This window comes from Streptomyces sp. NBC_01012 (genome assembly GCF_045162755.1).
In the GTDB taxonomy this organism is placed as follows: Bacteria; Actinomycetota; Actinomycetes; order Streptomycetales; family Streptomycetaceae; genus Streptomyces.
This window is the reverse complement of record NZ_CP108688.1, coordinates 2781063-2807958: the sequence shown is the minus strand read 5'-3', so window position 1 is coordinate 2807958 and position 26896 is coordinate 2781063. Positions and strand designations below refer to the sequence as shown.

Genomic DNA, 26896 nt, shown 5'->3' with positions numbered 1-26896 from the left:
CCCTAACCGGGCACTCCCGTGGGCTCGGTGAACTGAGCCCCGTACAGCCGTGCGTATGTGCCACCCGCGCTCACGAGGCTGTCGTGCGTGCCCTGTTCCACGACGGCACCGTTGTCCAGCACCAGGATGGTGTCCGCGTCGCGGATCGTGGAGAGCCGGTGCGCGATCACGAAGCTGGTGCGGCCCGCGCGCAGGCGTGCCATGGCGAGCTGGATCTGGAGTTCGGTGCGTGGGTCGATCTGGCTGGTCGCCTCGTCCAGGACCAGGACGGTCGGCTTCGCCAGGAAGGCGCGGGCGATGGTGATCAGCTGCCGGCCGCCGGCCGAGATGTCGGAGCTCTCCTCGTCCAGCACGGTGTCGTATCCCTCCGGCAGCGTGCGCACGAACCGGTCCACCTGTGTGGCCCGCGCGGCCTCGACGATGTCGTCCTGCGTGGCGTCCGGCGCCCCGTACGCGATGTTCTCCGCGACGGTGCCGCCGAAGAGCCAGGTGTCCTGGAGCACGGTGCCGATCCGGGAACGCAGGTGGGAGCGCGGCACGGTGCTGATGTCCGTACCGTCCAGCGTGATGCGACCGCTACGGACCTCGTGGAACCGCAGCAGCAGGTTGACGAGCGTGGTCTTGCCCGCCCCTGTGGGGCCGACGACGGCGACGGTACGACCGGGTGGGACGGTCAGGGTCAGGTCGTGGATGAGCGGTCGGTCCTCCGCGTAGCGGAAGGAGACCTGCTGGAATTCCACCCGCCCGACGCCCTCGCCGGCGGCCTTCCCGTCCGCTTGCCCCGACCTGGACAGCTTCTCGGTGTCCTCACGCCCCTCCGGGGGGTCCTGGCGCTCCTCAGGTGCGTCCAGAAGCTCGAAGACACGCTCGGCAGAGGCCGCGCCCGACTGCAGCAGGTTGGCCACGGAGGCCAGTTGGGAGAGCGGCTGGCCGAACTGTCGCGCGTACTGGACGAATGCCTGGACCTCGCCGATGGACAGCGTGCCGGAGACCACCCGGAGGGTGCCGATGACGGCCACCAGCACATAGGTGAGGTTGCTCAGGAGCGTCATGGCGGGCTGGATGGCGCCGGAGACGAACTGGGCCCTGACCCCGATCCGGCAGAGCTCGTCGTTGTGCCGGCGGAAGGCGGCCGCGGCCTCGCTCTGCCGCCCGAAGGCCCGTACCTGCGCCTGCGCCGTGTACATCTCCTCGATGTGCGAGTTGAGCGCCCCGGTGGTCTGCCACTGGCGGACGAACTGTGGCTGCGCGCGTTTGCCCAGCCGCGTCGCGATCCACCCGGACAACGGGACGGTGGCCAGGACGACCAGCGCCAGCAAGGGCGATATCCAGAACATCATCGCGAGGACGCCCACCAGTGTCAGCAAGGAGGTGAGGATCTGGCTGAGTGTCTGCTGGAGTGTCTGCTGGATGTTGTCGATGTCATTGGTCGCCCGGGACAGCAGATCGCCGCGGGACTGTCCCTCGAAGTGGCTCAGTGGCAGCCGTGACAGCTTCTCCTGGATGTCCCGGCGCAGCCGGAACGCCGCTCGTTGCACAAGAGCCGTCGCGGCCCGCGCCTGGACGAATCCGATGAGGGACACCCCCGCGTACGCGAGCAGGGCCCACAGCAGGACCGTTCCGACCGCGCCGAAGTCGATGGCTGTGCCGGGCACGAGGTGCAGTTTCTCGACCAGTGTCGCCAGGCCGTCGTTCCCGCTCCGGCGCAGGGCATCGCTCGCCTGGGCACGGGTCAGGCCCCCCGGCAGCCGGCTGCCGAGCATGCCCTTCACGATCAGGTCCGTCGCCCGACCGAGCAGCGCGGGACCGAGAACGGTCAGAGCGATTCCGGTGACGCCGCAGAGCACGGTGAGTACGAGCAGGGGGCGGTCCTGCCGCATGGTGCCCAGCAGCCGGGTCACGGAGCCGCGGAAGTCCGACAGACGCCCTCCGTCCCCGGCAGCGGCCGCCCCCCGGCTCTCCACGGCCGTCGCGCCGCGCTTCCTGGCCGTCACGCGGCCTCCTCCTCGGTGAGCTGGGAGAGCACGAGCTCCCGGTAGATCATGTCCGTCGCCATCAGAGCGGTGTGGGTGCCGCTGCCCACGACGCGTCCCTCGTCCAGTACGACGATGTGGTCCGCACCGCGGAAGGTGGTGGCGCGCTGGGTGACGAGCACGGTGGTTGCCGTGCCACGGTCCCGCGCGAGCGCCGTACGGAGGGCGAGCTCCGTCCCCTGGTCGAGCGCCGAGAAGGCGTCGTCGAAGAGGTGGATGTCCGGCTCGCCCACCAGAGCCCTGGCAATGGCGAGCCGCTGGCGCTGCCCACCGGAGAAGTTCGTGGCCGCCTGGGTGACCGGGGCGTCCAGACCCCCGGCAGCCGTGACGAACTCCGTCGCCTGGGCCGTCTCCAGGGCCCGCCACAGCTCCGCTTCGGTGGCGTCCGGCCGTCCATGACGAAGGTTCGAGCCGACCGTGCCCGCGAAGAGGTACGGCCGTTGCGGGACGTAGCCGATGGAGGCCGAGAGCACGTCGGGTGCCAGCGAGCGGACGTCCTCACCACCCACGAGCACCGTTCCGCTCGTCGCGTCGCTGAGTCTCAGGACCAGTTCGAGCAGGGTCGACTTCCCGCAGCCCATGGATCCCACGACCGCCGTGATCCGGCCCGGCCGCGCGGTCAGGGACACATCCGTCAGGACGGGCTTCTCGGCGCCCGGGTAGCGGTAGGTCACCGTGCGCAGTTCGACGTGGCCGCGCCGGCGCAGCCGCGTCACGGGGGAGGAGGGCGGAAGGACGCTGTTCTCGACCGTGAGCACCGCGCGTATGCGGTCGGCGGAGATCTCCGCACGGGGCAGCAGCATGAACACGGTCGTCGTCATCAGGACCGCGGTCAGAATCTGCGTCAGGTAGCTGAGGAAGGCCGTCAGCGCGCCGATCTCCATGTCGCCCTGGGCGATGCGGTGCCCACCGAACCAGACCACGGCGATGCTGGAGACGTTCACCACGAGCAGCACGGCGGGGAAGAGCAGGGAGAGCAGCCGGCCCGATCGGACGGCCACATCCGTCAGACCCGTGTTGGCCCGCGCGAACCGCTCCCGCTCGTGGTCGTCGCGGACGAAGGCCCGGATGACCCGCACCCCGGCGATCTGCTCGCGCAGGACCCGGGTGACGGCCTCCGTACGCTCCTGCATCTGGCGGAAGAGCGGGCGCATGCCGCGTACGAGCAGAGCGACGAGGAAGGCCAGGACCGGCACGAACACGAGCAGCAGTGAGGACAACGGGACGTCCTGCTGGAGGGCGAGGACGATCCCGCCCAGGCAGGTCACCGGTGCCACGACGGCCAGTGCGAACACCATCAGGACGAGCATCTGCACCTGCTGGACGTCGTTGGTGGTGCGCGTGATGAGCGAGGGCACGTCGAACCGGCGCAGTTCCCGCGAGGAGAACGACATCACGCGGTCGAAGACCGCCGCACGCAGGTCACGCCCGACCGCCATGGACGTCCGTGCGCTCCAGTAGGTCGCTCCCAGGGTGCAGCCGACCTGCGCCAGCGTCACCCCGACCATCAGGGCGCCCATCCGCAGTACATAGCCGCTGTCACCCCGGACCAGGCCGTTGTCTATGACCGAGGCGTTGAGTGTGGGCAGGCACAGGGTCGCTCCGGTCTGCAGCAGTTGCAGCAGCAGCAGAAGCATCACCTGCCTTCGGTACGGGCCTAGTCGGCTACGGAGGAGACGGAAGAGCACCTGGGCCTTCTCGGAGTTGCGGAGACAGAATGTGGCGGATGCGCGAGCCCGCCCGACTTCTGCTCACGAGGCGTCAGAAAAGCTCGGAGTAAGCGGGTTTCGGCAGCGCGCGGGAGTTCTCCTGTATAGCACCGGCGGGTCGCGGTGACCTGAGTGGCGGGTGGCAGTTGCCTGCCATTGCCCGTTGGCAGTCGGCTGCCAACGAAATGGCAGCCGACTGCCTCTCTCCGGGCTGGAGTTCCGGCTGTTCGGTCGTCATTGTTGATCGAGTTCAGAACGACATCGATCGACAGAAGGAAGACAGCTGGTGGAGGCCAGGGTTGTACCCGCTGACCTGGACAGTGTTCCTGAAGTTGACGCATTGCTGGAGCGTCTGGGGCTGGGGACGTTCGACCGTGACACGCTGGAGGCGGCGCCCGGCCGCAACGACGTGTGGAAGGGGCGGACACGGAGCGGCCGGCACATCTTCGCCAAGCGGCTCACGGGCCCCGGAGCCGGCCCGGCGGAGCGCCTGAGCAGGATGCTGGCCTTCGAGGAGTTCGGGGTCCGGATCCCGCAGGACGCGCTGGCCAGGCCGGAGTTGCTCGGCAGTGACGCCGAAGCGCGTGTGGTCGCCTTCACCTGTGTCGAGGACGCCGAATCCGGAGCCCGGATGATGGTGGACGAGGCCTTCGACGACGAGCTGGCGCATGCGACGGGACGAGCCGTCGCCCGGGTGCACGTCACCGACCCGCACGGTGTGGAACTGGAGACCGTCCCGCCCGTGCTGCCGAGCCCCAAGCTGCTCCGGGGAATCTCGGACGAGATGTTCCAGGAGTTCAGCTTCGGTCAGATGACCGTATGGGGTCTGTTGCAGGGGGACACGGCGCTGCGGGAAGGGCTGGAGAAATTGTTGGAGAGTGAGAAGGGCGCAGTGAAGGTGCCCAGTCACTGCGATCTCCGGCTGGATCAGATTCTTGTGTCCAACGGAACTCTGCACATCACGGACTGGGAGGAATTCCGCCTTGCGGACGCGGCGCGGGACATCGGGAGTTTCGCCGGTGAATGGCTGTACCGTGCCGTTCTCGACATTGTCACGGACCGCGGTGACAGCTCGTTCGTGGATTTCGATCTGACACACGAAGTGATCGTGGAACGAGGTGCGGCGAAGCTGGAGCGGCTGCGTCCCCGGGTGGAGAGTTTCTGGCGGGGGTACCGCGAGGTCCGCCCCTCGGCCGACGCGTCACTCGCGGTACGGGCCACCGCCTTCGCGGGCTGGCACGCGCTGGACCGGCTGATCGCGAGTGCGCAACGCAGCACACGGGTCTCCGGTATCGAACGCGCGGCGGCCGGAGTCGGCCGGGCCGCGCTGCTGGCCCCCGAGCGGTTCGCCGCGACGCTCGGTCTGGGAGGTGTCGCGTGATGACCGCAGGAGTCCGCACCCCGGCGCGCCCGGTGGAGGATGTGGCGCGATCGGTGGAGATCGCCGATGACCTCCGCACGGCCACCGTCGCCGGTCGTGAGATCGAGGCGGACAACCCGCGTGAGCTCCAGAGGCTGCTGGCTCTGGGCATCTACGAGGTGCTGCACGCGGGGTTGCCCGTCGAGCCCACCCCGGTCCCGTGGCACACCAGGGACGCCCGCTTCGAAGAGGAGCTGGCCGGCCGGGTTCCGCACCGGACCACGCGGGCGTCCGGACGGGTGTGCGCCGAACCGGAGGCGGACGACACCCGGGTGCTGCTGGAGCGCGAAGGGGTACGTGTCTGGACGCCTCTCGACCGGATCAGCGCCCCGGGACCGCTGGTCGAGGGAGTACGGGTGGCCCTGGACGTGCCGGCCGCCCGACCTGCCCTGTCACCCGGGTTCTTCCTCGTCGACGGCTCCCGGCCGGCATCGGGCGGCGGGGCCGTACTCAGGGTGTACGTACACGTCACCGACGCGGATCGGGCGGGAGAGGTCTGGGGGAGGGCCCTGGAATTCCTCGAGGAGCGCCAGGCGCACTACCGGGCGAAGGTGCTCTCGGTCCGCCGCCTGTACCCGCGGCGCGACGGCCTGGTGGTCTACCTCCGCAAGGACTCCTGGGAGTTGGCAGGCCCGCTCGCGGACGCCCTGTCGGGCACACCGGGGCTGGGCGTGGGTGTCTCGGCCTTCGCGCGGCCGCTCGCGGACGGAGTGGCCGTGGCCTGGGAACCCGCCGACTCCCGAAGCGGTATGCGCGGACTGAGCTTCGGTCAGCACCGTGCGGGGGTGCTCGCGCAGGCCCTGATCGAGCACCGCAAGGACGGGGGATCGCTGGCCGATGTGATCGTGGACCGCTTCACCGAGGCCGGCATCGACCCGGACGACCCGTCGGCGAACATCACGGCCCCGTAGGACCCGGGCGTGCCACCGGCCCGGGACGGTTGCAGGGAGAGGGCTCGACATCCCCTGCTTCCGCCCCGGTCCGGCTGGATCGCCTCCGCATACGGGGAATCAAGGAAAAACGAAACAAGGGGAAATCTGATGCAGAACGCCACCATGGAGCTGATCGCCGGTTACGGCACCTACGCCGACGCGACCGAGCTGGACGCCGCCGCCTCCGAGGCACCGGCCACCACGTTCGTCTGCGTCTCGGTGATCTCCGCCGAGAGCTCGGCCGCGTGTGCCGCCAGCGCCTCGGCCGCGGTGAGCGTGGTCACCTCCACCTTCGACAAGGGCTGCTGACCCCTTCTCGATCGGCAGACGCCTTCCGAACAACACACAAAACAGGAGCGCACAAAAAATGTCGCAGAATGCCACCACCATGGAGCTGATCTCCCACTACGGGGAGTACGTGTCGGCCGAGGGCCTGACCGTCGAGGCCACGGTCGACGCGCCGGCCACCACGCCGCTGTGCGTGCTGAGCGCCATCGAGAGCGCCGCCGCCAGCTTCGCCACGTCGCAGGCCGTCACCGCCACGGTCGACCACGGCTGCTGACGGGCTTCACGCCCCGAGGGCGTGAAGCCGAGCCGCAGCGGGTGCCGGGAGAGACGGCGCCCGCTGCGGCGGTCCGTGTGCCACGGTGCCGACCGGCAGCGCCCCGGGCCCCATCATGCCGTCCGGTTCGGCCGGTTCGGCCCTCCAGGAGACATACCTTGCCCGTACTTTCCGTTCTGGTCCCGTTCGTTCCGCACCGGCCGGAACATATCGTCCCGTACGCAGCGTATCTGCAGTGGAGCCCGGCGCACCGCCTCTGGCAGGGGCAGGGAACCCTGATCGACCCCTTCCAGTCGTTCTCCTACGCCGCCGCCGCGGGCTTCCGTGTACCGGTCGGCACCGGCGTCACACTGATGCCGCTGCGACACCCCTACGAGGCCGCCCTCCAGGCCCGTTCGCTGGCGGCGACCACCGGACACCCCGTGGTCGCGGGCTTCGGCCCCGGTGCCAGGACCTTCCAGCAGAGTCTGCTCGGATCCCCCTACCCCAGCCAGCTGACCGCGGTCAGGGAGTACGTGTCCGTGGTGCGGGGACTGCTCGAAGGCGAGCAGGGGACGGTACTCGACGGTGAGATCTACCGGGTGAACGGCGGACTGCACCCGCTGCCCGCACCCCCCGTGCAGATCGGGCTGGGAGTGCTGCGCCCCGGCATGGCCCGGGTGGCCGGCGAACTCGCCGACGTCGCCATCACCTGGCTCACACCCGCCGACTACGTACGACGGACGTTGCGGCCCGCACTCGCCGAAGGCGCCGAGACGGGGCGGCGTACGGCGCCCCAGGTCGTGTCCATGGTGCCGATGGCGATCCGCGGAGCGAAGCGGGACCCGGTGCGGCTCGCTCTCGCCAGCAACACCGGACACCTGCGGCTGCCGCACTACCAGGACATGCTGCGGAAGGCGGGAGTCGACACCGATCCGTCGGACCTGGAGTCCGGCGCCAAGGGTCTGCTGGACAGCGGGGCCTTCCTCTACGGAACCGTGCAGGAGCTCGCGGAGGCCATCCACCGCTACTGGGATTCCGGTGTGGACGAGGTGGTCGTCAACCTGTCCGGTGTGCACACGCTGTACGGGTCGCAGACCGCCCTCACCGAGCTCGACGAGATCATCCGTGAGGCCGCGCTGTGAGCACCGGAGCCACGCTTGCGCCGGGCGTACCGCCGCTCGGCATCTCGCGGCTGCTGGTGGTGGTCACCGGATCCGCTTCCGCGTCCAACATGCCTTTCTGGCTCACCTGGTTGGGCCAGGTGTACCCGGATCTGGAGACCAGGGTCGTCGTGACGCGCAGTGCGCAACGCTTCGTCACGCTGCAAGCACTCATGGACCACCGGTCCACCGATGTACGCACCGACACCTGGCCCGCCGACGAGCCCGGCGCCCTGCACGTCGAGTGGGCGGAGTGGGCCGAAGCCGTCCTCGTGTATCCGGCGACCTTCCACTTCCTGGCCCGCTGTGCGCTGGGACTGGCCGACAGCCCCGCGCTGCTCGCCATCCAGTGCTGCACCGTGCCGGTGGTGCTCGCGCCCGCCCTTCCCCCCGGAGGCTGGCAGAGCCCCGTGTGCGCGGGGCACGTCGCCGCCCTCGCCGGGCGCCCGAACACCGCCGTGGTCCCACCGGTGCCCGCCATGAGCCGCACCACGGGCCGCAAGGACGCCTGGGCCCCGGCCGTCCTTCCCGAGGCCGTACGGGAAATCGAGCGTCTGAGGGAACGCCAGGTCGGCGAGAGCCCGGAGCCGCACGACCCCGCAGGGGCGGCCCGACCGTGACCGACCGTGTCCTCGTCGCCGCGTACGGCACCGGCCTCCTGCGCACCGAGATCCGTCGTGGCGCGGCGGGAACCTGCCGGTGGCGTCGTACTCCGGGCCCGCTCGCGCCACGCCCCTTCGTGCCCGTACCCGCGCCGCACCTGCTCGCCGAGCTCCGGCGGCTCGGTGACCGGGACGCCGGCCCCGCATCCGCGGGGCGCCTGGTGACGGGCACACCGGACGGCGGTTCCCGCGTCTACGACGTGGACGGTGCGGAGTCGCTGGCCGCTCTGCTGCTGCGCGAGGGACCCGTACCCGCAGCTGAATCGGCGTTGCGCTCTGTGGGCCGTACGCTCGCCCGGCTGCACGCGCTGAAGCCAGGACCCGGTTTTCCCACCGCCCCCGCCCGTGGGGCCGAGCGGCTCCTGCGCCGGCTCACGGCCGACGGAGCCGGCACCGGACCAGATGCCGGCGCTCCGGGGCAGCGCACCGATGTGCTGCTCCGTGACCGGCTGGGGCCCCGCCGCTGGAGTGCGCTGCGGCGCTGGTGCGCGCTCACCGTCGAGGACCGGCGGTACCCGGTGCTGTCCCACGGCGCCCCCGGCCTCGGCTCGGCGGTGCCGGTGGCGGACGGTGACGGCACGGCCGGCGCCGAGCTGCTGACCGGCGAGGACCTGTGCCTGGCGCCCTGGTACCTGGATCTGGGCTGGGTCGCGGGGGAGTTGATCGAGCTCTGCTGGCAGTGCGGCGGCGACTTCGGGAAGTGGCAGGCGCTGCTGGACGCGCTGGAAGAGGGCTACGGGCGCGAGCCGGGCACCCCTTGGTCCCGCGCGGCCGCCGTACGGATCGCTCTGCATCTGCACGACTACGGCGCCTACGTGGCGGCACTTCCCGACGCCGAGGTACGGCGCTATGCCGACTTCCTGGCCTACCTCATCGATCTGTGACCGAGAACCAAGAACGACAGCGGGGAGCCGTGGCGATGCGCAGCGCGGGCAGGAAGCAGACGTGGACGTCCGCGGGCGACACAGCGGGCGCCGGGCCGCTCAGGGCCACTCTGTCCAACGGACTCCGGGTGCTCCTCGAGCCGCGCCCAGAGGCGGCCAGGGTCGCGCTCTGCGTCACGTACGGAGTGGGCTTCAGGTCGGAGCGCCCCGGCCAGGAGGGCCTGGCGCACCTCTTCGAGCACCTGATGTTCCGTGGCAGCGAAAGCCTGCCCGACGGGAAGTTCTTCGAGCACGTGCACCGCTTCGGCGGTGCGGCCAACGGAACGACGCACCAGGACTACACGGACTACTACCAGGTGGTCCCCTCGGCCGTTCTGGAACCCGCGCTGTTCGGCGAGGCCGACCGGATGCGGGCCCCCCGGTTCACCCCCGAGACACTCGGCGGGCAGCTGGCGGGCGTCGAGCAGGAGATCCGGGAACGGACGGTCGACACGCCGCTGGGCGGGTTTCCGTGGCCGCTCCTTCCCCGGGTGCTCTACCGCGAACCCGCGAACGCGCATGACGGGTTCGGCGACATCGAACGGCTCAGGCGGGTCGGCCTGGACGACTGCGCAGAGTTCTTCGACACGCACTACGCTCCGGGCAATGCCGTGCTCACCCTGGTCGGTGGCTTCGAACCTGACCGGGCGATGGCCCTGATCGAACGGCACTTCGGGGACATCCCGGCCCGTGGGCTGCCGGCCCGACCGGTGCTGGACGAGCCGCTGGACGGCGAGGACCGATGGCTGCGTTACACCGGGGCGGGCGTGCCGGGTACCGCGGTCGCCGTGGGCCACCCGCTGCTCGGCCCCGACCGTGACCTGGACGGCTATCTGGCGGCGATGGTCCTCGCCCGTGTCCTCGGCGGACGAGGCCCGCTGTCGGAACCGGGAGGGGCAGGCCCTGGCCTGTCGGCCAACGCCGGCTGTGGCTTCTTCGGACCGCTGGACGCCCGGGACCCGGACGCCTTCATCGTGGTGGGCTCGCTGCCGCACGGCGCGGACCCGGAGCGGTTCGCCGGGAACGTGCGGTCCGCCCTGGAGGAGCGTGCCGTGACCCGCCTTCCCGCTGCCGAGGTGACGGCGCACGCCCGCGGTCTCGGTGTGCGGCATCTGCGCACGCAGGCCGACCTGAGCGCCCGGAGCCGGAGCCTGGGGCGCTTCGAGCAGCTGTTTGACGATGTGAGCCTGCTGGACGAAACCCCGCGGCGCCTCTTTGAACTGACGCCGGACCGGATATCGGGTGCGGCGGCCTCCCTGGCCGGGGCGCGTCAAGGAGTGCTCGCCGTGGGGTCGTGGCCAGGAGAGGAGGGGCGCCCGGCCCCGCTCACCCATGGCGCACCGTCCCCCGCCGACCGTGGCCGCGGTGCGTACCGCAGCGCCGGGCAGCTCGCCAGGAGCCCGGAAGGGCCCAGGCCCGTGCCGGCGGCGGACCCGCAGCACCCGATGCCTGCGCGGGCCACGTACGACGAGGTGCTGCCGTCCGGGCTGCGTCTGCTGGCCGTCACCGACAGCCGTGGCGCCCCCGCGGAGATACGGCTCCGACTGAATCTGGGCGCCTTCGCGCTGACCGCGCCGCACGCGACCACCTCCCTGGTCCGGGCACTGGTCCGGGGCACGGGCGCGGACCGTTCGCTGCGGGAACTCGGCGGTGGACTCACGGTGAGGGTCACCGAGGACGGCCAGTGGCTGGAGGCGGCCGGGTACGCACCCGCCGAGGAACCCGAGGCTGCCCTCGGCCCCTTCGCCGCACTCGCGGTGCACCTGCGCACCGTCCTCGCAGAGGCCGACGGGAACGCGGACGCCGAGGGCGGCGCGGGTCGGGGCGCGGCCGTGTTCGGCCAGGACCTGGACAGGGAACTCTGGGCCGCGGCGGCGGATGTGCGGGATCCGGTGCCGCCAGGTCCGCGGGGCGGAAGCCTCGCCGTCGTCGCGGGGTGGACGGGGGCCCGAGTGGCGCGGGCGGTGCACCGGCTGTTCCCGGACGGCACGCAGGACAGCGACGGGCAGCCCACTGCCGCCGTCTGGCACACCGGCCGGCTGGTGCGGGTGAGGCAGCAGGAGACCGACGACGTACGGATTCTGCTCTGCCGGCCCGAGCCACCCGGGCACGAAGACGAGGCGGCCCGCTATCTCGCCACGGCATTGCTCGGGGGCTACTTCCGCGGCCGCCTCGGCCTGGCGGCCGGGGCTCAGGGCCTCGGAGTGAGCGAACTGTTCACCGGGCGGGACCTGTTCGTGGGCGCGCCCCGCGCCTGGATCCGGGCGCGGGTGCCGGGACAGCAGGCCGGGCTGCTGCTCAAGACCGTGCGGGCGGAGTGCGCCCGGCTGGGCGATGAGGTGCCCGCCGAGGCCGAGGTGGCACAGGCGGCGGAGTTCTGCGCGGGACAGCTGGCGTCCGTGTACGACTCCCCGTCGGCACTCGCCGATGCGCTCTCCCGGCTCGGCACGAGAGGCTGGACCGCCGCGGACACGATGGCCTTCCCCGAGCGGCTGCACGCCGTCGCCCCCGAGGACGTGTCACCTGCGGCAGGACGGCTGTTCGGGGCCGGTCCTTCCAGCGGTGTGCTGCTGGGGCGCGACGCTTACCTGGACTCCCTGTGAGAGAGGCCGTCGGAACCGGGCTCCGGAGCGGAGCCCGCCGCGCCGCCCCGGGTGGCCGCCCTGTCGACGATGGCCTGGAGGGCCGTGAGGTGTTCGGCCAGAGCGCGCCGCCCCTCCGGGCTGATCCTCAGCCAGGTGCGGGGACGCTTGCCGACGTAGCCCTTGCGCACGGTGAGGTATCCGGCGTCCTCCAGCGTCTTGACGATCTTGCTCAGGGAGGAGTCCGACAACGCGCACTCCTCCTTGACGGCGCGGAACTCCGCCTCGGAGCAGCCGGACAGGAAGGACAGCACGGTGAGCCGGGTCGGCTGGTGGATCAGCTCGTTGAGTACCGGGGCCGAGGAGCGCTCGGGGGGAGTGGGCATGCTCATTCCGCCTGTGCGGAAGGGGACGCGGCAGCCCGGTCCAGGACGCGTTCCCGGCTCAGCAGGCCCCAGTTCGTCAGCCCGACCCCGATGCCCACGGTGAGGAACAGGGCAGGCCGGCCGAAGGGGATGGCGAGCAGAACACCCAGTGCCACCGGGGTCAGATACAGCGCGAGGAGCTGCCCGCGGCCGAGGAAGCTGACCGTGGTCCTGATGATGCCCGGCCGGTGCTCGATCCGCTGGGTCAGCACGCACTGGAGGGCGATCAACAGGGCTCCCACCAGCTGGACCGCGGTGGTCGGCTTCCAGTCGTCCGACGGGAGCAGCCACGACACCCCGATGAGGGACAGGCCCACGAGGAGGAGCAGCCCGTTGGCGGGTGCGTACCAGCGGGGGAGTGGACGCCGGGGGCGCGCGGACGCCGCTCGGGCCTGCTCCGCCGTCCGCAGGGCCGCGGAAGCCTCGGCCGGACTGGGGCGTGGGGTCTGGGACATGGCATCTCCGTCCGTCGGTGGGTTGCTGACTCCCATACTGGCATGTACTTTCCTAGGAGGAAAGTACTTCCTGCCAAGACATGGATGTCGGAAGACATCGGAACAGAGGGCCGGCAGGAACCTCTCGACGCGACACGGGGAAAGCGGGGAGTAGTTGGTGGACGTTGACCACGTCATCCACGTCAGGGACCTCCGGATGAGCTACGGCCGACGGAGCATCCTGGACGGACTGGACCTGGACGTACACAGAGGCGAACTCTTCGGTCTGCTCGGTCCGAACGGCGCAGGCAAGACAACCACCATCGAGGTGCTGGAGGGACACCGCCGGCGTACGGCGGGCTCGGTGCGGGTCCTGGGCCGTGACCCGCAGCGGGACGACGCCGCATGGCGTGCCCGGATCGGTATCGTGCTGCAGTCGAGCCGGGACCACGGGAGGTGGCGGGTCGGTGAGCTGCTCGGCCACTTCGCCCGCTACTACGCGGATCCCTGGGACCCCGCCGAGCTGTTGCGGCGGGTCGGGCTCACGGCCCAGGCCGAGCAGTCGGCGTCCACGCTCTCCGGCGGTCAGCGGCGCCGCCTCGATGTGGCGCTGGGCATCGTCGGACGCCCCGAACTCCTCTTCCTGGACGAGCCCACCACGGGTTTTGACCCGGAAGCCCGCCGAGACTTCCATGACCTGTTGCGGGAGCTGCGTGACGAACGCGGCATGAGCATCGTGCTGACCACGCACGACATGACCGAGGCGCAGCAACTCGCCGACCGCATCGGTGTACTGCAGGCCGGCCGTGTCACCGCTCACGGCACTCTCGACGAGCTGACGGCCCACGCCCGCTCGCAGTCCGAGGTCACCTGGACAGTCGAGGGTATGCAGCAGCGGCAGCGCACCGCGGACCCCTCGGAGCTGGTCTGGCAACTGCACCAGAAGTTCGACGGACCGGTCCCCGGCCTCGAGGTACGCCGCCCGAGCCTGGAGGACGTCTACCTCGGGATGATCAGTGAAGGCCGCGCCCGTACCTCGGCGGACACCGCACACAAGGAGGCACAGTGACCCCCATCCGCCTCGGCCTCGCACGCGGCGCCCTGGAGCTGCGGCAGGCGGCCCGCAGCCGGAAGGACCTCTACAACTACCTGCTGCCGCCGGTGTTCTTCCTCGCCGTCGCCTATTGGCGCTCCGGGGACGGCGACACCCATGCCACCCAGCTGGTCCTCGCCGGAGGCATGGCCGCGACCATCTTCATGTTCGGCCTGCTGACAGTGCCCCAGGTCCTCTCCGGAGACAGGGAGGACGGCACGATGCTGCGCCTGCGCGGGATACCGGGGGCGGTGGCCGCGTACCTGGTGGGCAAGACCGTCTTCCTCCTGGCCGCGCTCGCCTGCTCCGAAGCGCTGCTGCTCGTGGGCGGCACCGTGCTGCTGGGCACCGACCCGCCGAACGGGGCCGGCCAGTGGATGACCCTCTGCTGGGTGCTGGCACTCGGCGTGGTGGCGGTGGTGCCGGCCGGAGCCGCCGTCGGGGCACTGCTGCCGGCCTCCCGGGAGGCGGTGGGCGTCTACATGCTGCCCATGACGGGCCTGATGGTGATCTCCGGGGCGTTCCTGCCGCTCGGGAACATGCCTGGCTGGCTCCAGCACACGGCTTCGGTGTTCCCGCTCCGGTGGATCGCCCAGGGGCTGCGCTCCGCGATGCTTCCGGAAAGCGCCCAGGCGCTGGAGGTCGAGGGCAGCTGGCAACTCCCGCTCACCGCGGGGGTGCTCGGCGCCTGGGCGGTCGCGGGCTTCCTGCTGGCCCCGGTGCTGCTGCGGCGGATGACCCTCAAGGAGTCCGGAAGCCGCCTGTCCGACCGGGACCGCAAGCGCATGACCAGGACCGCCTACTGAGCCCCCGGCGGCTGACGGTGGAACGGTACGGGCCCTCAGTCGCCCACGTATTCACGGGCCACGAGTGCGACTTCGGTACGACTGGTCACCCCGAGGTGCTCGTAGAGGCCCGCGACCCGGCGATGGAACGTGCGGATGGACACACCGAGTTCACGTGCCCGGGTGACGTCCTTGCCGGGGCGGAGCAGGAGTGCGAGCAGCTGCTTGTGACCGGGTGTGAGGGGCGTGGGCGGCGACGGCTCGGCGAAATCCGTGGCATGGGCCCACGCCGTACCGAACAGTCCGGTCACATTGCGCACGAGGCCGGGTTCCTGGGAGAGCAGCGCCTTGCGGTCGGGGGCGTCGGGGTGTTCCGAGAGGAGGACGGTCTGCTGGTCGCACACCAGCAGATTGCTCTCCAGCTCCTTCGCGATCCGCACCTCGGCGCCCTCCGCCGCGATACGGCGCAGGAACGACGTGGCCGCCGCGTCCTGAAGGCACGCGGAGGGGAAGAGATACCTGACACTCGCTCCCCTGCGTAGACAACTGAATGCCAGGTGCTGGTGCAGTTCGAAGTGTGCAGCCTGCATGCGGTCGACACGCAAGGCACCGAAAACATCGTGCCGAACGCCACGGGACATTTCATCCAGGCGAAGTCGGGCCGATTCGGGTTGCAGCACTTGATGCAGGCGATTGGGGGTACTTTGATAAGGTATGGCGTTGGAATTTTCCCTGAGTGGGCTGAGCATTAGATCCCCAGTGGAGTAAAAGTTCCCGATTACTCATCTACGCCACACAGCCCGTGTCCCGGTGAACCGGGCGGGCGGTGGTGCGAATTTGATCAGCTTGAACGGCATGTGAGGGAAGTGGCGATGTACTATCTGAAAATGGGTCGATCGGCCCCGAAGCCCGATCTCGGTCCGGTCAAGTCGGCTGTGCAGCAGGCATTGAACGACGCCTCCGAGGTCGAACGGCCCGGTCTGAACAAGGCCCTTGAGGTCATAGACACCCTGATCAGGGCAGACCAGGGCCCGGCCACCGTGGAGTGGGCCCGCACCACATTGGCTGTTGCCGGTATCGATCCGTTCGGCAAGGAGACCAAGGCGATTCAGGCACTCCGAGCCGCTCGTCCCGGAATCAAGATTCGTGAGGCCGGAATTCTGGTCCGCGAAGTGAGAGAGTCCGTCGACGGCCGCTGACCCGAAGAATGCCGCGGTTCGGCTCCTGGTTCTCGTGAAGGACGAGGATCAGGAGTCCCGACGACGCGCTGCTGGACAGTGCTGTGGCGCGCCGGATTCGGCTGCTTCGAATGTGACTGCTGTAGCGGCCGTGAGAACGGCGCACGGCGCAGAGCATAAGTGTCCTATGCGCCCTCCCCCGAGAGTGATGTGCAGACTGGTCAAGTCCTGTTGCGATCTGGTCACGACCTACCCTGACCGCGTAGTAACTCTATAGATACTGTGCAGATTTAATCAACTGTGAACCTGTAGCAGCCCGGTGCCGCAACGCGCGCCTTCCGCGCAAGCCGCGCATGCCGTACATGCCGTACAGGCGCGGCCCGGACAAGACGGTGCTCGCCGAACTCCGGGCGGCCGAAATGGAGTCGATCCCGGCCGGTGGCACGGGCAAGGTGCTCAAGCGCAGACTCCGCGAGGCGTATGCCGCCGCGGCCGTCGGTGAGACCGGATCTGCTCATCGCCGACGGCCCCTACGCCGAGCTGTACCGCCTACAGGCCCGGTACTTCGTCTGATCACACGCACCGGACCCCAGGGCGGTCGCTATCCCTTCGCGGGAGCCTCTCTGGGGTGCCGGGACACGATCCTTCCCCTGCCGTCCGCCATCAGGTACGAGGCGCCGTATTCGTCGCTGACGTACAGGGCGATGGCGGGCCCCTTGATCCCGGGGTCGTAGGTGAGGATCAGGTGACTGGGTTCGGCGTTCTTGATGCCGAGTTCGGTCCGGGCTCTGGGCCACAGGTCGTCCAGCAGGTCCCAGTCGAACGCGGCCATGTCGAGGGCGTCCGGTGCGCCGACCGTCCCGGCAGGGGTGCCGCCCTCGACCTTGTCGCCCCGGTAGTCGTAGCTGACCCGCACCTCGGGCCGGTCCTTGCGCTGGGCGCTGACCGAGACCAGGTAGCCGTGCGCGGTCACCTCCTGGACGACGGTGCCGCCGGTCTTCGTCTTCAGCGCGGCAACCGCCTCGCGCATGCCCTTCGGGGTGAGGAAGTAGCCGTCGGACCGGTGCTCCGGCGGGGCGGCGCCGGTAGCTGTCCCGGCCTTCTCCACGAGCCCCGGCAGGAAGCGCACCCCGGCACCGATCAGGGCCAGTACGACGGCCACCTGCACGAAGGCGAGGACCACGCGGCGGAGGCGGCGCCCTGCGGGAGGCGCTGTCGCGCCGGTGTCCTCCGGCGCGGCGTCGGAAGGCTCATCCGGGGCTGGTTCCGCGTCGGCCGGCTGTCCCGCATCGGGGCGGGGGACGGTCGCGGAGCGGGTCGGCAGATCGGCGTATCCGGGCGCGTCCGGCGCGGGCTCCGGCGCGCCGGTCTCCGTATCGGAGAGGGCATCGCCTGCCGTCCCCGCCTCCACCGCCGCGAGGAGCCGGTCAAGCCTCGCCGCGTCCGGGCGGGCGGCGGGGTCGCGGTCCAGGAGGGCGGTCAGCACCGGGGCGAACGCTCCGGCGCGGGTGGGCGGGGGCACGGACTCCTCCAGCACCGCGGTGAGGGTCGCCAGGACCGTGCCGCGACGCAGCGGGTGGGTGCCCTCCACCGCGACGTACAGCAGCATGCCGAGCGACCAGAGGTCGGACGCGGGGTCACCCTCCCGGCCGCGCAGCCGCTCAGGGGCGATGTACTCGGGCGAGCCGATCAGCGCGCCGCTCGTGGTCAGAGTGGACAGCTCGCCCAGCGCGGCGATCCCGAAGTCGGTGAGGACCGGGCTGCCGTCCTCCCGGATGAGCACGTTGGCCGGCTTCACGTCGCGGTGCAGGATGCCCGCCGAGTGCGCGGCGACCAGCCCGGACAGCACTCCCCGCCCCAGCCGGGCCGCCTCGGCCGGCAGCAGCGGTCCGCGCTCCAGTCGGTCGGCGAGCGAGCCGCCGGGCACCAACTCCATGACCAGCCACGGGAACTGAGGCTCATGACCGGTGACGATATGAAAGATGGTCACCACATGCGGATGTCGCAGCCGCGCAAGTGCCCGGGCCTCGCGCAGCACTCGTTCCCGCAGCACGGCAGCCTCCGCCGAGCCGTTCTCCGCGATCCTCGGATCGAGGGGGCGTACCTCCTTGAGTGCCACCTCGCGGTGCAACTCCGTGTCGCGTGCCCGCCACACGAGGCCCATGCCCCCACCACCGAGCCGCTCCAGCAACTCGAACCGCCCGTCGACGGCCCGCCCCGCCCCCTCCGTCACCATGCCGCCCACCCTACGAAAGCCCACGCTTGCCCGTCTCCCGCCGTTGACGCCGGGAAGCACCGCCGCGGTTGCGGTGAGAACCCGCCACGGGGGAGTCCGTGCGGTCCCCGTGCAGCCCAGCGTCGGCTGCGCCGCGTTGCGCGCAAGGGCTGGACCCCGGAGGCCGGGCGGACGTCGACGTCCGTGTCGGCGTTCCGGTCCGGGCCTGCGGCGGCGCCCTCGATGCCGGCGCACTGCTCATCGGACCAGGAGTCGTACTGCTCCGCACCGATCTGCGTATGCGTCCATGTGGGCGCCACCATCTCGGCGGTCATGGTGTCCCGCCCGCCCCGTTCGCGCCCCGCCCCTGTGGCGCGTTGGCGGGCGGGGGAGCGTGCGTAAGGATGGAGTCATGGCCAACCGACTTGAGCAGACCACCTCCCCCTATCTCCTCCAGCACGCCGACAACCCCGTCGACTGGTGGCCGTGGTCGCCCGAGGCGTTCGAGGAAGCCAGAAGGCGGAGCGTCCCGGTGCTGCTCAGCGTCGGCTACGCCGCGTGTCACTGGTGTCATGTGATGGCCCACGAGTCGTTCGAGGATCCGGTTGTCGCCGAGTACCTCAACGCGCACTTCGTGCCCGTGAAGGTCGACCGTGAGGAGCGGCCCGACGTCGACGCCGTGTACATGGAGGCCGTGCAGGCCGCGACCGGTCAGGGGGGCTGGCCGATGACCGTCTTCCTGACCGCCGATGCCGAACCCTTCTACTTCGGCACCTACTTCCCGCCCGAGCCCCGCCACGGCAGCCCCTCCTTCCAGCAGGTGCTCCAGGGGGTCGTGGCCGCGTGGACCGACCGGCGTGAGGAGGTCGCCGAGGTTGCCGGGCGGATCGTCCGTGATCTCGCGGGGCGTTCCCTGACCCCCGCCGAGGGGGGTCTGCCGGGTGAATCCGAGCTGGCGCAGGCCCTGTTGCGGCTGACCCGTGACTACGACGAGAAGCACGGCGGCTTCGGTGGTGCGCCCAAGTTCCCGCCGTCCATGGTCATCGAGTTCCTGCTGCGCCACCATGCCCGTACGGGGGCCGAGGGCGCCCTGCAGATGGCCGCCGACAGCTGTGCGGCCATGGCGCGCGGCGGGATCTACGATCAGCTCGGCGGCGGCTTCGCGCGCTATTCGGTGGACCGGGAGTGGGTCGTCCCGCACTTCGAGAAGATGCTCTACGACAACGCGCTGCTCTGCCGCGTCTATGCCCACCTCTGGCGGGCCACCGGTTCGGACCTGGCTCGCAGGGTGGCCCTGGAGACGGCGGACTTCATGGTCCGGGAGCTGCGGACCGCCGAGGGCGGCTTCGCCTCCGCGCTGGACGCCGACAGCGAGGACGCCCAGGGGCGTCATGTCGAGGGCGCGTACTACGTGTGGACGCCCGCGCAGCTGCGTGAGGTGCTGGGGGAGGAGGATGCCGCCTTCGCCGCCGGGTACTTCGGGGTGACCGATGAGGGCACTTTCGAGGAGGGTTCATCCGTGCTGCGGCTCGTGCGAGGGGGCGCGGACGGGGAGGCGGAGGGAGACGAGCGGGACGATGCCGCGCGGGCCGCCGCCGTGCGCGCCCGGCTGCTCGCCGCGCGTGAGCTGCGCGCACGGCCCGAGCGGGACGACAAGATCGTCGCCGCCTGGAACGGCCTGGCGATCGCCGCGCTGGCCGAGACCGGGGCGTACTTCGACCGCCCTGATCTGGTCGAGCGGGCCACCGAGGCCGCCGACCTGCTCGTGCGGGTGCACATGGGTGATGTCGCCCGGCTCTGCCGTACGTCGAAGGACGGCCGTGCGGGGGAGAACTCCGGGGTCCTGGAGGACTACGGCGATGTCGCCGAGGGGTTCCTCGCTCTCGCCTCCGTCACCGGCGAGGGCGCCTGGCTGGATTTCGCGGGCTTCCTGCTTGACATCGTGCTGGAGCACTTCACCGGCGACAACGGACAGATGTTCGATACCGCGGATGATGCGGAGCAGCTGATCCGCCGCCCCCAGGACCCCACCGACAGCGCGACCCCGGCCGGCTGGACCGCGGCTGCCGGTGCGCTGCTCTCGTACGCCGCGCACACCGGGTCGGAGCCGCACCGCACAGCCGCCGAGGGTGCCCTCGGGATCGTCGGGGCGCTGGGGCCGAAGGCTCCCCGGTTCATCGGCTGGGGGCTGGCCGTCGCCGAGGCGCTGCTGGACGGTCCGCGCGAGGTCGCGGTGGCCGGGCCGGTCGCCGGGGAGCTGCACCGCACGGCGTTGCTGGGGCGTGCGCCCGGCGCGGTCGTCGCGGCGGGCGAGGGGCCGGACGCGGGCACCGAGTTCCCGCTGCTGGTGGACCGGCCGCCGGTGGGCGGCGAGCCCACGGCGTACGTCTGCCGGCACTTCGTCTGCGACGCGCCCACGACGGACGTGACGGAGCTGGCGGTGAAGCTCGGCGGCTGACGGACGCGGGCCCTTCGCCGCACGCGGTCAGGTCACGTCAGGTCACTGCTGGTAGGCGACCAGGGAGATGCCGACGTAGTGCACGACGAACGCCGCCAGCGTCAGCGAGTGGAACACCTCGTGGAAGCCGAACCAGCGCGGTGACGGGTTCGGGCGCTTGAGGCCGTAGATGACGCCTCCCGCGCTGTAGAGGACTCCGCCGACGACGACCAGGACCAGCACGGCGATCCCGCCGGTGCGCATGAAGTCCGGCAGGAAGAACACCGCGGCCCAGCCCATGGCGATGTAGCACGGGGTGTAGAGCCAGCGCGGGGCGCCGACCCAGAACACCCGGAAGGCGATGCCGGCCGCCGCGGCGCCCCACACCGCCCACAGGAGCGGGCGGCTGGTGGACTCGGGCAGCAGGAGGAGCGTCAGCGGGGTGTAGGTGCCCGCGATGATCAGGAAGATGTTCGCGTGGTCCAGCCTGCGCAGGACGGCCTCACCACGCGGCCCCCAGGTGCCCCGGTGGTAGACCGCGCTCACCCCGAACAGCAGGCAGGCGCTGAGTATGTACACGGCGCAGGCGACGCGAGCCCGTGTGCTCTCGGACAGGACGATCAGCGTGATCCCGGCGATGAGTACCGCCGGGAACATTCCGGCGTGCAGCCAGCCCCGCATCCGTGGTTTGACCGGGACGGGTTCGGTGAGCGCGACGGGTCCGGACCCGGGGGCGGCAGAAGTCATATGGGCATGCTACCTACGCTCCCGTAACCCGAGCGGCCCTGCTCCTGCCAGTGGCCATGCTCACGTGTGCAGCCCCCTGGACATATGGGCGCGATGGCCGGATGATCGAATGAGCGCGGTCGGCACCGGATGAGCGCCAGGGGAAGTCAGTAGGAGTCAGCATCCGGGTCGCAGCCCCCACGGGGCCTGACAACACCACCTCTCTACAAGGAGCGATCGTGGCGCGAGACATCGCGGCTCCCCTCACTGTTCCCACTCGGCACCAGGAGCTCGCCTCCTGGGTGGACGAGATCGCCGCCCTCACCCAGCCGGACCGGGTGGTCTGGTGCGACGGCTCCGAGGCCGAGTACGAGCGCCTGTGCGAGGAGCTCGTCGCCAAGGGCACCTTCACCCGGCTCGACCCCGTCAAGCGCCCGAATTCGTACTACGCCGCCTCCGACCCGAGCGATGTCGCCCGCGTCGAGGACCGCACCTTCATCTGCTCCGAGAAGGAGGAGGACGCGGGCCCGACCAACCACTGGAAGGCCCCCGCCGAGATGCGGGACATCTTCACCGGCGAGAAGGGCGTCTTCCGCGGCTCCATGCGCGGGCGCACGATGTACGTCGTCCCGTTCTGCATGGGACCCGTGGGCTCCCCGCTCTCCGCGATCGGGGTGGAGATCACCGACTCCGCGTACGTCGCCGTCTCCATGCGCACGATGACGCGCATGGGCCAGGACGTCCTGGACGAGCTCGGCACCGACGGCTTCTTCGTCAAGGCCGTCCACACCCTCGGCGCCCCGCTGGCCGAAGGCCAGGAAGACGTGCCGTGGCCGTGCAACTCCACCAAGTACATCTCGCACTTCCCCGAGGACCGCGAGATCTGGTCGTACGGCTCCGGCTACGGCGGCAACGCCCTGCTCGGCAAGAAGTGCTACGCGCTGCGCATCGCCTCGGTGATGGCCAGGGACGAGGGCTGGCTCGCCGAGCACATGCTGATCCTCAAGCTGACTCCGCCGCGCGGTGCGTCGAAGTACGTCGCCGCCGCCTTCCCCAGTGCCTGCGGCAAGACCAACCTGGCCATGCTGGAGCCCACGATCTCCGGCTGGACCGTCGAGACCATCGGCGACGACATCGCCTGGATGCGGTTCGGTGACGACGGCCAGCTGTACGCCATCAACCCCGAGGCCGGCTTCTTCGGCGTCGCGCCCGGCACCGGCGAGCACACCAACGCCAACGCCATGAAGACCATGTGGGGCAACTCCGTCTTCACCAACGTCGCGCTCACCGACGACGGGGACGTCTGGTGGGAGGGCATGACCGAAGAGCTGCCCACGCACCTCACGGACTGGAAGGGCAACGACTGGACCCCCGAGTCCACCACACCCGCCGCCCACCCCAACGCCCGCTTCACCGTCCCGGCAGGCCAGTGCCCGATCATCGCGCCCGAGTGGGAGGACCCGAAGGGCGTGCCGATCTCGGCGATCCTCTTCGGCGGCCGCCGCGCCTCGGCCGTCCCGCTGGTCACGGAGTCCTTCACCTGGCAGCACGGTGTCTTCCTCGGGGCCAACGTCGCTTCCGAGAAGACCGCGGCCGCCGAGGGCAAGGTCGGCGAGCTGCGCCGCGACCCGTTCGCCATGCTGCCGTTCTGCGGCTACAACATGGGCGACTACATGAAGCACTGGGTCGAGGTCGGTGCCGACAAGGCCGACCAGTCGAAGCTCCCGAAGATCTACTACGTCAACTGGTTCCGCAAGAACGACGCGGGCAAGTTCGTGTGGCCCGGCTTCGGCGAGAACAGCCGTGTCCTGAAGTGGATCGTGGAGCGCCTGGAGGGCACGGCGGAGGGCGTCGAGACCCCGATCGGTGTCCTGCCGGCGAAGGGCTCCCTGGACACCGAGGGCCTCGAACTCTCCGACTCCGACCTCGACTTCCTCCTCACGGTGGACAAGGAGGTCTGGCGCGAGGAGGCCTCGCTGATCCCCGAGCACCTCAACACCTTCGGTGACCACACGCCGGAGGAACTGTGGGAGGAGTACCGCGCGCTGGTCCGGCGCCTGGGCTGAACCCGCGGTGGAGCAGCACCCGTGGTGGAGCAGCACCCGCGGCGGCCGGATCAGTGGCCGCCGCGGTCCTCCAGATAGCGGGTGTGGGTCTCCTGGCGCCGGGACTCCGCCTCCCGCAGCCCCGTGGCGAGCTCCTCCGCCTCCCTGTGCAGCAGTTCGAGCTGGCGCTCCAGATGCCGCTCGGGGGGCTCGGCGCCCGGGGTGATCCGGGTCCACCAGCGCGTCCGTACGAAGGTGTCGGCCGCCTCCGGGATGTCCTGGTGGACGGCGCGCGACAGGGCGTGTACGCCCTCGGGATCCGCGCCCAGGGCGTCCGAGACCCAGCCGGGGGCCAGCAGCCCGTCCAGCAGGTCCACCAGCTCCACCAGCCGGCCGGCAGCGGCCGGTGGCAGGTCCACCTCGGCCAGATAGGCACGCAGGGTCGCGAAGTCGGCGCGCAGTTCCTCCAGTTGGGTGGACACATCGGGAAAGTCGGGTACCGGGGGCCGGGCCGGCGGAGCGATCAGCGCGCCTGCCCCGTACAGCCCGGCGACCACGACGGGCCAGTACGCTCCCGCGAGCCCGGTGAAGGTCAGCGCGAGACCGGCCAGACCGCAGGCGCAGCCCGTGAGGTTCTTCGCCGACTCCAGATAGGCCGTCACCCTGCCGCGCCCTCTACTGGTAGCCACGGATCTCCTCGAAGGCCGCGTCCAGCGAACCAGGGCCCTTGTCCTTCGTCGCGTCGAAGAGCCGGCCGCCCGTCAGGTCCGCGATCCGGTCGAGCTCCGAGCGGTCGGAGTCGCCGAACACGATCGGGAAGACCGGGGTGCTCTGCCGGGCGCCGGGCAGACCCCGGTAGAAGGCGGTGAACTCGGCGGCCGTGTCACCCGTCGTGTTCTGGCCGTCCGTCATCAGGACGATCGAGGTGAACGCGGACTCCGTGTCCTTGCCGATACGGCCGTAGGCGTCCTTCAGGCTCGAATAGACCGCGGTGTCCCCACTGGCGGTCAGTGCCGCGGTGTCCGCCCTGATCGCCTTCAGCCCCGCTTCGGGGCCGGCCGGATCGACCGTGTGGGTGGTGACCCGCTTCACGGACGAGCCGAAGGACAGCAGCGTGACCTCCTCCCGCTCCCGGAAGTCCCCGGTCAGCCCGTCCAGCGCCTCCTTCAGCCGGCGCAGCCGGTCACCCTCCATGGACCCCGAGGTGTCCAGGACGTACACGGTGCGCGAGGGGCGGCGGAGCTTGTCGTCGTACGCGGCGAGCAGCCCGTCGGCGACCGACCGGGTGCCGGGGAAGGGGAGTTCGCGGCGCGCCTCGGCGGGCAGCGGTGGCGCGGGCGGCACGGAGGTGACCACGGGGCGCCGGTAGGTGTCCCGGGTCATGCGCTTCTGGGCGGCCGGGGTCCGCAGATAGGCGGTGAGGGCGCGTACGGAGTCACCGGCCTCAGGCGTTGCGCTCGTCAGCAGGCTCAGCGGATAGTCGGCGGACACCACCCCGTCGCGCGGGCGGATCACCGTCAGACCGGTGTGGCTGTCGCGGTTCAGGGAGTGCAGGACCGACTCGTAGTTGATCAGCGCGTCGACATCGCCCCGCCGGGTGTACGCGGTGGCCAGCCAGCCCGACGACCCCGAGGTCAGCCGCTGGCCCGAGAAGAACTCCTTGAGCTTCCCGGTCGCCGCGCGCACATCCGCGTCGGTGAGCGCGGCCTGCGCGCCGGACAGCGCGGAGGCCACCGAGATCAGCGCGGAGAAACCGGAGTTGGAGCGCACCGGGTCGGTCATCCCGTACGTCAGCTTGCCGTCGGCCACCGCCCGGTGGATCTGGGACCAGGTCACGGACTCCGGGTCCCAGCCAAGACGCTCCACCGCCTGCGGGCGTACGCCGATCGCCACCGGGGAGACCATCACCGGGGTCTGGGAGGTGACGCGCCGGCCGGCCTCGGGGCGCAGCCGAAGATAGTCGTCGGAGGACAGCCACACCGCGTCGTAGCGGCCGTCCGCCCGTCCCGACGCGATCAGTTCCACGGCGTCGAGCGTCCCGGTCCAGGTGGGCACCACCGTGATCCCGGTGTCCTTCCTGGCCTGCTCCAGCAGCGGATCGAGATCGGAGAGTTCACTGGAGGCCAGCACCCGGACGGTGCCCGGCCGGCGGGCCGCGTCACCGCCCCCGCCGCTGTCACCGCTGCCGCCGTCGCCGCCGGAGTCCGTCGAGCAGGCGGCGACGGGCACGAGCACGGCGGCCGCCAGCAGCGACGCCAGCGCCCGCGCGGCCCGGCGTCGGGCCCTCCTCAGCCGGGCCGCCGGGCTCGTCCGGGCCAGGGGCGTGGAGCTCGCCGGGGTCAGGGGTACGGCGCTCATCCGAGCCCACCGCCGTCGAGCCGGCCGGCGGACCTGCTGCGCTCCAAGTAGTCGTTGGCCTGCTGGAGTTCGGAGGTCAGCGACTCCACGGTCGCCGCCATCGACTCCGTCGCCTGCACCTTGTACGTGTCGATGGCGTCGAGCGTCCGGTAGATCTGCTGGAAGGCGGTGCTCAGCGTCTCCGCGCCGACCGCCGGCTCCGCTGCGATCCGCTGGATCTCGCCGCTCTGGGTGGCGAGCATCTCCGCGTTCCCCCGGATCAGGTCCTCGGTCGTGGAGCGCAGCACCTGGACCTGCTCGGTGACCTTGCGCTGACTCTCCAGCGCCGAGGCCAGCATCACGGCGATCCGCAGGGCGGAGACGGTGGTGGTGGCGGCCCGGTCGACGCCCTTGATCAGCTCCTCGTTGTTGCGGCGCACCACGTCCATCGCGAGGTACCCCTGGGCGCACACGGCGAGCTGGGTCAGCAGGTCCTGGTGTTTCTGCCGTACGGGGAAGAGGACGTCGGCCCGTAGCGCGTCGGCCTGGTCGGGGGCGGTGGCCTCCGCGTCGGCGATGCGCTGCTCCACCGCCTGGTCCAGGGCGTCGGTCAGTACGACGTACTCCTGGAGCTTGCCCATGGACTCCCAGAGCCGGGTGCGTTCGGTGTGCAGGCCGGCGTTGTCGCGGCGCAGTTCGTCCTGGCCGGAGCGGAGGGCGCCCACGATCCGGTTGAGCGTGGACCGGGAGGAGGCGTAGGACGCGACGTGGTCGCGCAGCCGGTTACCTCCGGGCAGCCGGGAGAGCAGTCGCCTGGCCCCCTTGCCGGGGGTGTCGCGGGGGTCGAGGTCCCCGACGGTGCGGCGCAGTTCGAGGAGCGAGGCGCCGACCCGCTGCTGGGCGTCGCCTTCGCCGGAAGCGCCGACGGAGAGCGAACGGACGGTGCGGTCCAGCATCCGGTTGGACTGCTGGGCCGCGGCCCTGATGTCGCTCTGCCCGAGTGCGGTGATCTCACCGATGCGGGTGGTGAACTCCGGGGAACGCGCGTCGAGTCCGGTGAGCCCGGCGACGTACTCGGTGGCCCGGCGGGTCATCTCGGTGCGTACGGCGTCGTCCACGGGGACGAGCCCTGCGGCCTGCTCCGTGCGTACGGGGGCGACGGGTTCGGGCGGGGTGAGGAGGAGCTGGGGGTCCTCCGGTTCCGGCGGGGTGAGCGGCGGTGTCTGCGGACTGGGCATGGGCGGTCTCCTGGAAGG

The 26896-nt window shown here is 70.8% G+C and carries 23 protein-coding genes and 1 pseudogene; 13 read left to right on the top strand and 11 right to left on the bottom strand.

Annotated elements, in window-relative coordinates:
• Positions 1–2: 2 nt before the first annotated feature.
• Both OG623_RS12325 and OG623_RS12320 read right to left on the bottom strand, forming a co-directional pair.
• A complete protein-coding gene (locus OG623_RS12325) occupies positions 3–1994 on the bottom strand; it encodes an ABC transporter ATP-binding protein (RefSeq protein WP_406146312.1) in 1992 nt (663 codons plus the stop codon).
• Entirely contained in the window at positions 1991–3721 is a 1731-nt protein-coding gene (locus tag OG623_RS12320; protein WP_406146311.1) for an ABC transporter ATP-binding protein, read from the bottom strand. Before OG623_RS12320 ends, OG623_RS12325 begins: the two co-directional genes overlap by 4 nt.
• A gap of 307 nt (positions 3722–4028) precedes the next feature.
• On the opposite strand from OG623_RS12320, the gene lxmK reads away from it, so the two are divergent.
• From lxmK to OG623_RS12280, 8 genes are all read left to right on the top strand, one after another.
• On the top strand, positions 4029–5123 hold the full coding sequence (gene lxmK, locus OG623_RS12315) for a class V lanthionine synthetase subunit LxmK (RefSeq protein WP_406146310.1): 1095 nt from the start codon (positions 4029–4031) through the stop codon (positions 5121–5123).
• Positions 5123–6073, top strand: coding sequence for a T3SS effector HopA1 family protein (locus OG623_RS12310; RefSeq protein WP_406146309.1), 951 nt, complete (start codon positions 5123–5125; stop codon positions 6071–6073). Before lxmK ends, OG623_RS12310 begins: the two co-directional genes overlap by 1 nt.
• Before the next feature lie 129 nt (positions 6074–6202).
• Positions 6203–6403: a hypothetical protein gene (locus OG623_RS12305; RefSeq protein WP_362888128.1), complete on the top strand. Its 201-nt coding sequence runs from the start codon at positions 6203–6205 to the stop codon at positions 6401–6403.
• Positions 6404–6461: 58 nt separating this feature from the next.
• Entirely contained in the window at positions 6462–6656 is a 195-nt protein-coding gene (locus OG623_RS12300) for a hypothetical protein (RefSeq protein WP_406146308.1), read from the top strand.
• 158 nt (positions 6657–6814) lie between these two features.
• Positions 6815–7780, top strand: a complete 966-nt coding sequence (locus OG623_RS12295; RefSeq protein WP_406146307.1) for an LLM class flavin-dependent oxidoreductase — start codon at positions 6815–6817, stop codon at positions 7778–7780.
• The gene (locus OG623_RS12290; RefSeq protein ID WP_406146306.1) at positions 7777–8418 is read left to right on the top strand and encodes a flavoprotein; all 642 of its coding nucleotides are present in this window, start codon (positions 7777–7779) and stop codon (positions 8416–8418) included. Before OG623_RS12295 ends, OG623_RS12290 begins: the two co-directional genes overlap by 4 nt.
• Positions 8415–9344: a hypothetical protein gene (locus OG623_RS12285; protein ID WP_406146305.1), complete on the top strand. Its 930-nt coding sequence runs from the start codon at positions 8415–8417 to the stop codon at positions 9342–9344. Before OG623_RS12290 ends, OG623_RS12285 begins: the two co-directional genes overlap by 4 nt.
• Positions 9341–11986: an insulinase family protein gene (locus OG623_RS12280; protein ID WP_406146304.1), complete on the top strand. Its 2646-nt coding sequence runs from the start codon at positions 9341–9343 to the stop codon at positions 11984–11986. The genes OG623_RS12285 and OG623_RS12280 overlap by 4 nt, the downstream gene beginning before the upstream one ends.
• Here OG623_RS12280 and OG623_RS12275 read toward each other — a convergent pair.
• Positions 11968–12351 (bottom strand): winged helix-turn-helix domain-containing protein, encoded by a 384-nt coding sequence (locus tag OG623_RS12275; RefSeq protein ID WP_406146303.1) that lies wholly within the window; start codon positions 12349–12351, stop codon positions 11968–11970. The two genes, OG623_RS12280 and OG623_RS12275, sit on opposite strands and share 19 nt — an antisense overlap.
• Before the next feature lie 2 nt (positions 12352–12353).
• On the bottom strand, positions 12354–12845 hold the full coding sequence (locus OG623_RS12270) for a hypothetical protein (RefSeq protein WP_406146302.1): 492 nt from the start codon (positions 12843–12845) through the stop codon (positions 12354–12356).
• Between the two features lie 157 nt (positions 12846–13002).
• On the opposite strand from OG623_RS12270, the gene OG623_RS12265 reads away from it, so the two are divergent.
• Positions 13003–13893 carry an ABC transporter ATP-binding protein gene (locus OG623_RS12265; protein ID WP_406146301.1) on the top strand — a complete coding sequence of 297 codons (891 nt, stop codon included), beginning with the start codon at positions 13003–13005 and terminating at the stop codon, positions 13891–13893.
• Positions 13890–14723, top strand: coding sequence for an ABC transporter permease (locus tag OG623_RS12260; RefSeq protein ID WP_406146300.1), 834 nt, complete (start codon positions 13890–13892; stop codon positions 14721–14723). Before OG623_RS12265 ends, OG623_RS12260 begins: the two co-directional genes overlap by 4 nt.
• A 35-nt stretch (positions 14724–14758) precedes the next feature.
• Here the strand turns inward: OG623_RS12260 and OG623_RS12255 are convergent, their stop codons facing one another.
• Positions 14759–15292, bottom strand: coding sequence for a hypothetical protein (locus OG623_RS12255; RefSeq protein WP_406146299.1), 534 nt, complete (start codon positions 15290–15292; stop codon positions 14759–14761).
• Between the two features lie 282 nt (positions 15293–15574).
• Here OG623_RS12255 and OG623_RS12250 point away from each other — a divergent pair, with 282 nt between their 5' ends.
• Entirely contained in the window at positions 15575–15901 is a 327-nt protein-coding gene (locus OG623_RS12250; RefSeq protein ID WP_406146298.1) for a hypothetical protein, read from the top strand.
• Positions 15902–16481: 580 nt separating this feature from the next.
• Here the strand turns inward: OG623_RS12250 and OG623_RS12245 are convergent.
• Complete coding sequence (locus OG623_RS12245; protein ID WP_406146297.1) at positions 16482–18116, bottom strand: protein kinase domain-containing protein; 1635 nt, start codon at positions 18114–18116, stop codon at positions 16482–16484.
• Positions 18117–18283: 167 nt separating this feature from the next.
• Positions 18284–18430 (bottom strand): annotated as a pseudogene (locus tag OG623_RS12240) (Uma2 family endonuclease); the annotation flags it as partial.
• A 77-nt stretch (positions 18431–18507) separates the two neighbouring features.
• Between OG623_RS12240 and OG623_RS12235 the strand changes: the two are divergent.
• Entirely contained in the window at positions 18508–20553 is a 2046-nt protein-coding gene (locus tag OG623_RS12235; RefSeq protein WP_406146296.1) for a thioredoxin domain-containing protein, read from the top strand.
• A 42-nt stretch (positions 20554–20595) separates the two neighbouring features.
• On the opposite strand, the gene OG623_RS12230 is transcribed toward OG623_RS12235, so the two are convergent.
• Positions 20596–21279 (bottom strand): hemolysin III family protein, encoded by a 684-nt coding sequence (locus tag OG623_RS12230; protein ID WP_406146294.1) that lies wholly within the window; start codon positions 21277–21279, stop codon positions 20596–20598.
• Between the two features lie 218 nt (positions 21280–21497).
• Here OG623_RS12230 and OG623_RS12225 point away from each other — a divergent pair, with 218 nt between their 5' ends.
• Positions 21498–23324, top strand: a complete 1827-nt coding sequence (locus OG623_RS12225) for a phosphoenolpyruvate carboxykinase (GTP) (RefSeq protein ID WP_406146293.1) — start codon at positions 21498–21500, stop codon at positions 23322–23324.
• 50 nt (positions 23325–23374) lie between these two features.
• On the opposite strand, the gene OG623_RS12220 is transcribed toward OG623_RS12225, so the two are convergent.
• From OG623_RS12220 to OG623_RS12210, 3 genes are read right to left on the bottom strand one after another with little or no spacing between them, the layout of a single operon-like run.
• A complete protein-coding gene (locus OG623_RS12220; protein ID WP_406146292.1) occupies positions 23375–23992 on the bottom strand; it encodes a hypothetical protein in 618 nt (205 codons plus the stop codon).
• Complete coding sequence (locus tag OG623_RS12215) at positions 23979–25661, bottom strand: substrate-binding and vWA domain-containing protein (protein ID WP_406146290.1); 1683 nt, start codon at positions 25659–25661, stop codon at positions 23979–23981. Before OG623_RS12215 ends, OG623_RS12220 begins: the two co-directional genes overlap by 14 nt.
• Positions 25658–26878 (bottom strand): toxic anion resistance protein, encoded by a 1221-nt coding sequence (locus OG623_RS12210; RefSeq protein ID WP_406146289.1) that lies wholly within the window; start codon positions 26876–26878, stop codon positions 25658–25660. Before OG623_RS12210 ends, OG623_RS12215 begins: the two co-directional genes overlap by 4 nt.
• Positions 26879–26896 lie beyond the last annotated feature (18 nt).

Coding starts and splice junctions, on each gene's coding strand:
- OG623_RS12250 (WP_406146298.1), top strand. CDS start 15,575: ATGTACTATCTGAAAATGGGTCGATCGGCCCCGAAGCCCGATCTCGGT.
- OG623_RS12310 (WP_406146309.1), top strand. CDS start 5,123: ATGACCGCAGGAGTCCGCACCCCGGCGCGCCCGGTGGAGGATGTGGCG.
- OG623_RS12270 (WP_406146302.1), bottom strand. CDS start 12,845: ATGTCCCAGACCCCACGCCCCAGTCCGGCCGAGGCTTCCGCGGCCCTG.
- OG623_RS12235 (WP_406146296.1), top strand. CDS start 18,508: ATGGCCAACCGACTTGAGCAGACCACCTCCCCCTATCTCCTCCAGCAC.
- OG623_RS12305 (WP_362888128.1), top strand. CDS start 6,203: ATGCAGAACGCCACCATGGAGCTGATCGCCGGTTACGGCACCTACGCC.
- OG623_RS12275 (WP_406146303.1), bottom strand. CDS start 12,351: ATGCCCACTCCCCCCGAGCGCTCCTCGGCCCCGGTACTCAACGAGCTG.
- OG623_RS12210 (WP_406146289.1), bottom strand. CDS start 26,878: ATGCCCAGTCCGCAGACACCGCCGCTCACCCCGCCGGAACCGGAGGAC.
- OG623_RS12245 (WP_406146297.1), bottom strand. CDS start 18,116: ATGGTGACGGAGGGGGCGGGGCGGGCCGTCGACGGGCGGTTCGAGTTG.
- OG623_RS12300 (WP_406146308.1), top strand. CDS start 6,462: ATGTCGCAGAATGCCACCACCATGGAGCTGATCTCCCACTACGGGGAG.
- OG623_RS12255 (WP_406146299.1), bottom strand. CDS start 15,292: ATGCAGGCTGCACACTTCGAACTGCACCAGCACCTGGCATTCAGTTGT.
- OG623_RS12230 (WP_406146294.1), bottom strand. CDS start 21,279: ATGACTTCTGCCGCCCCCGGGTCCGGACCCGTCGCGCTCACCGAACCC.
- OG623_RS12215 (WP_406146290.1), bottom strand. CDS start 25,661: ATGAGCGCCGTACCCCTGACCCCGGCGAGCTCCACGCCCCTGGCCCGG.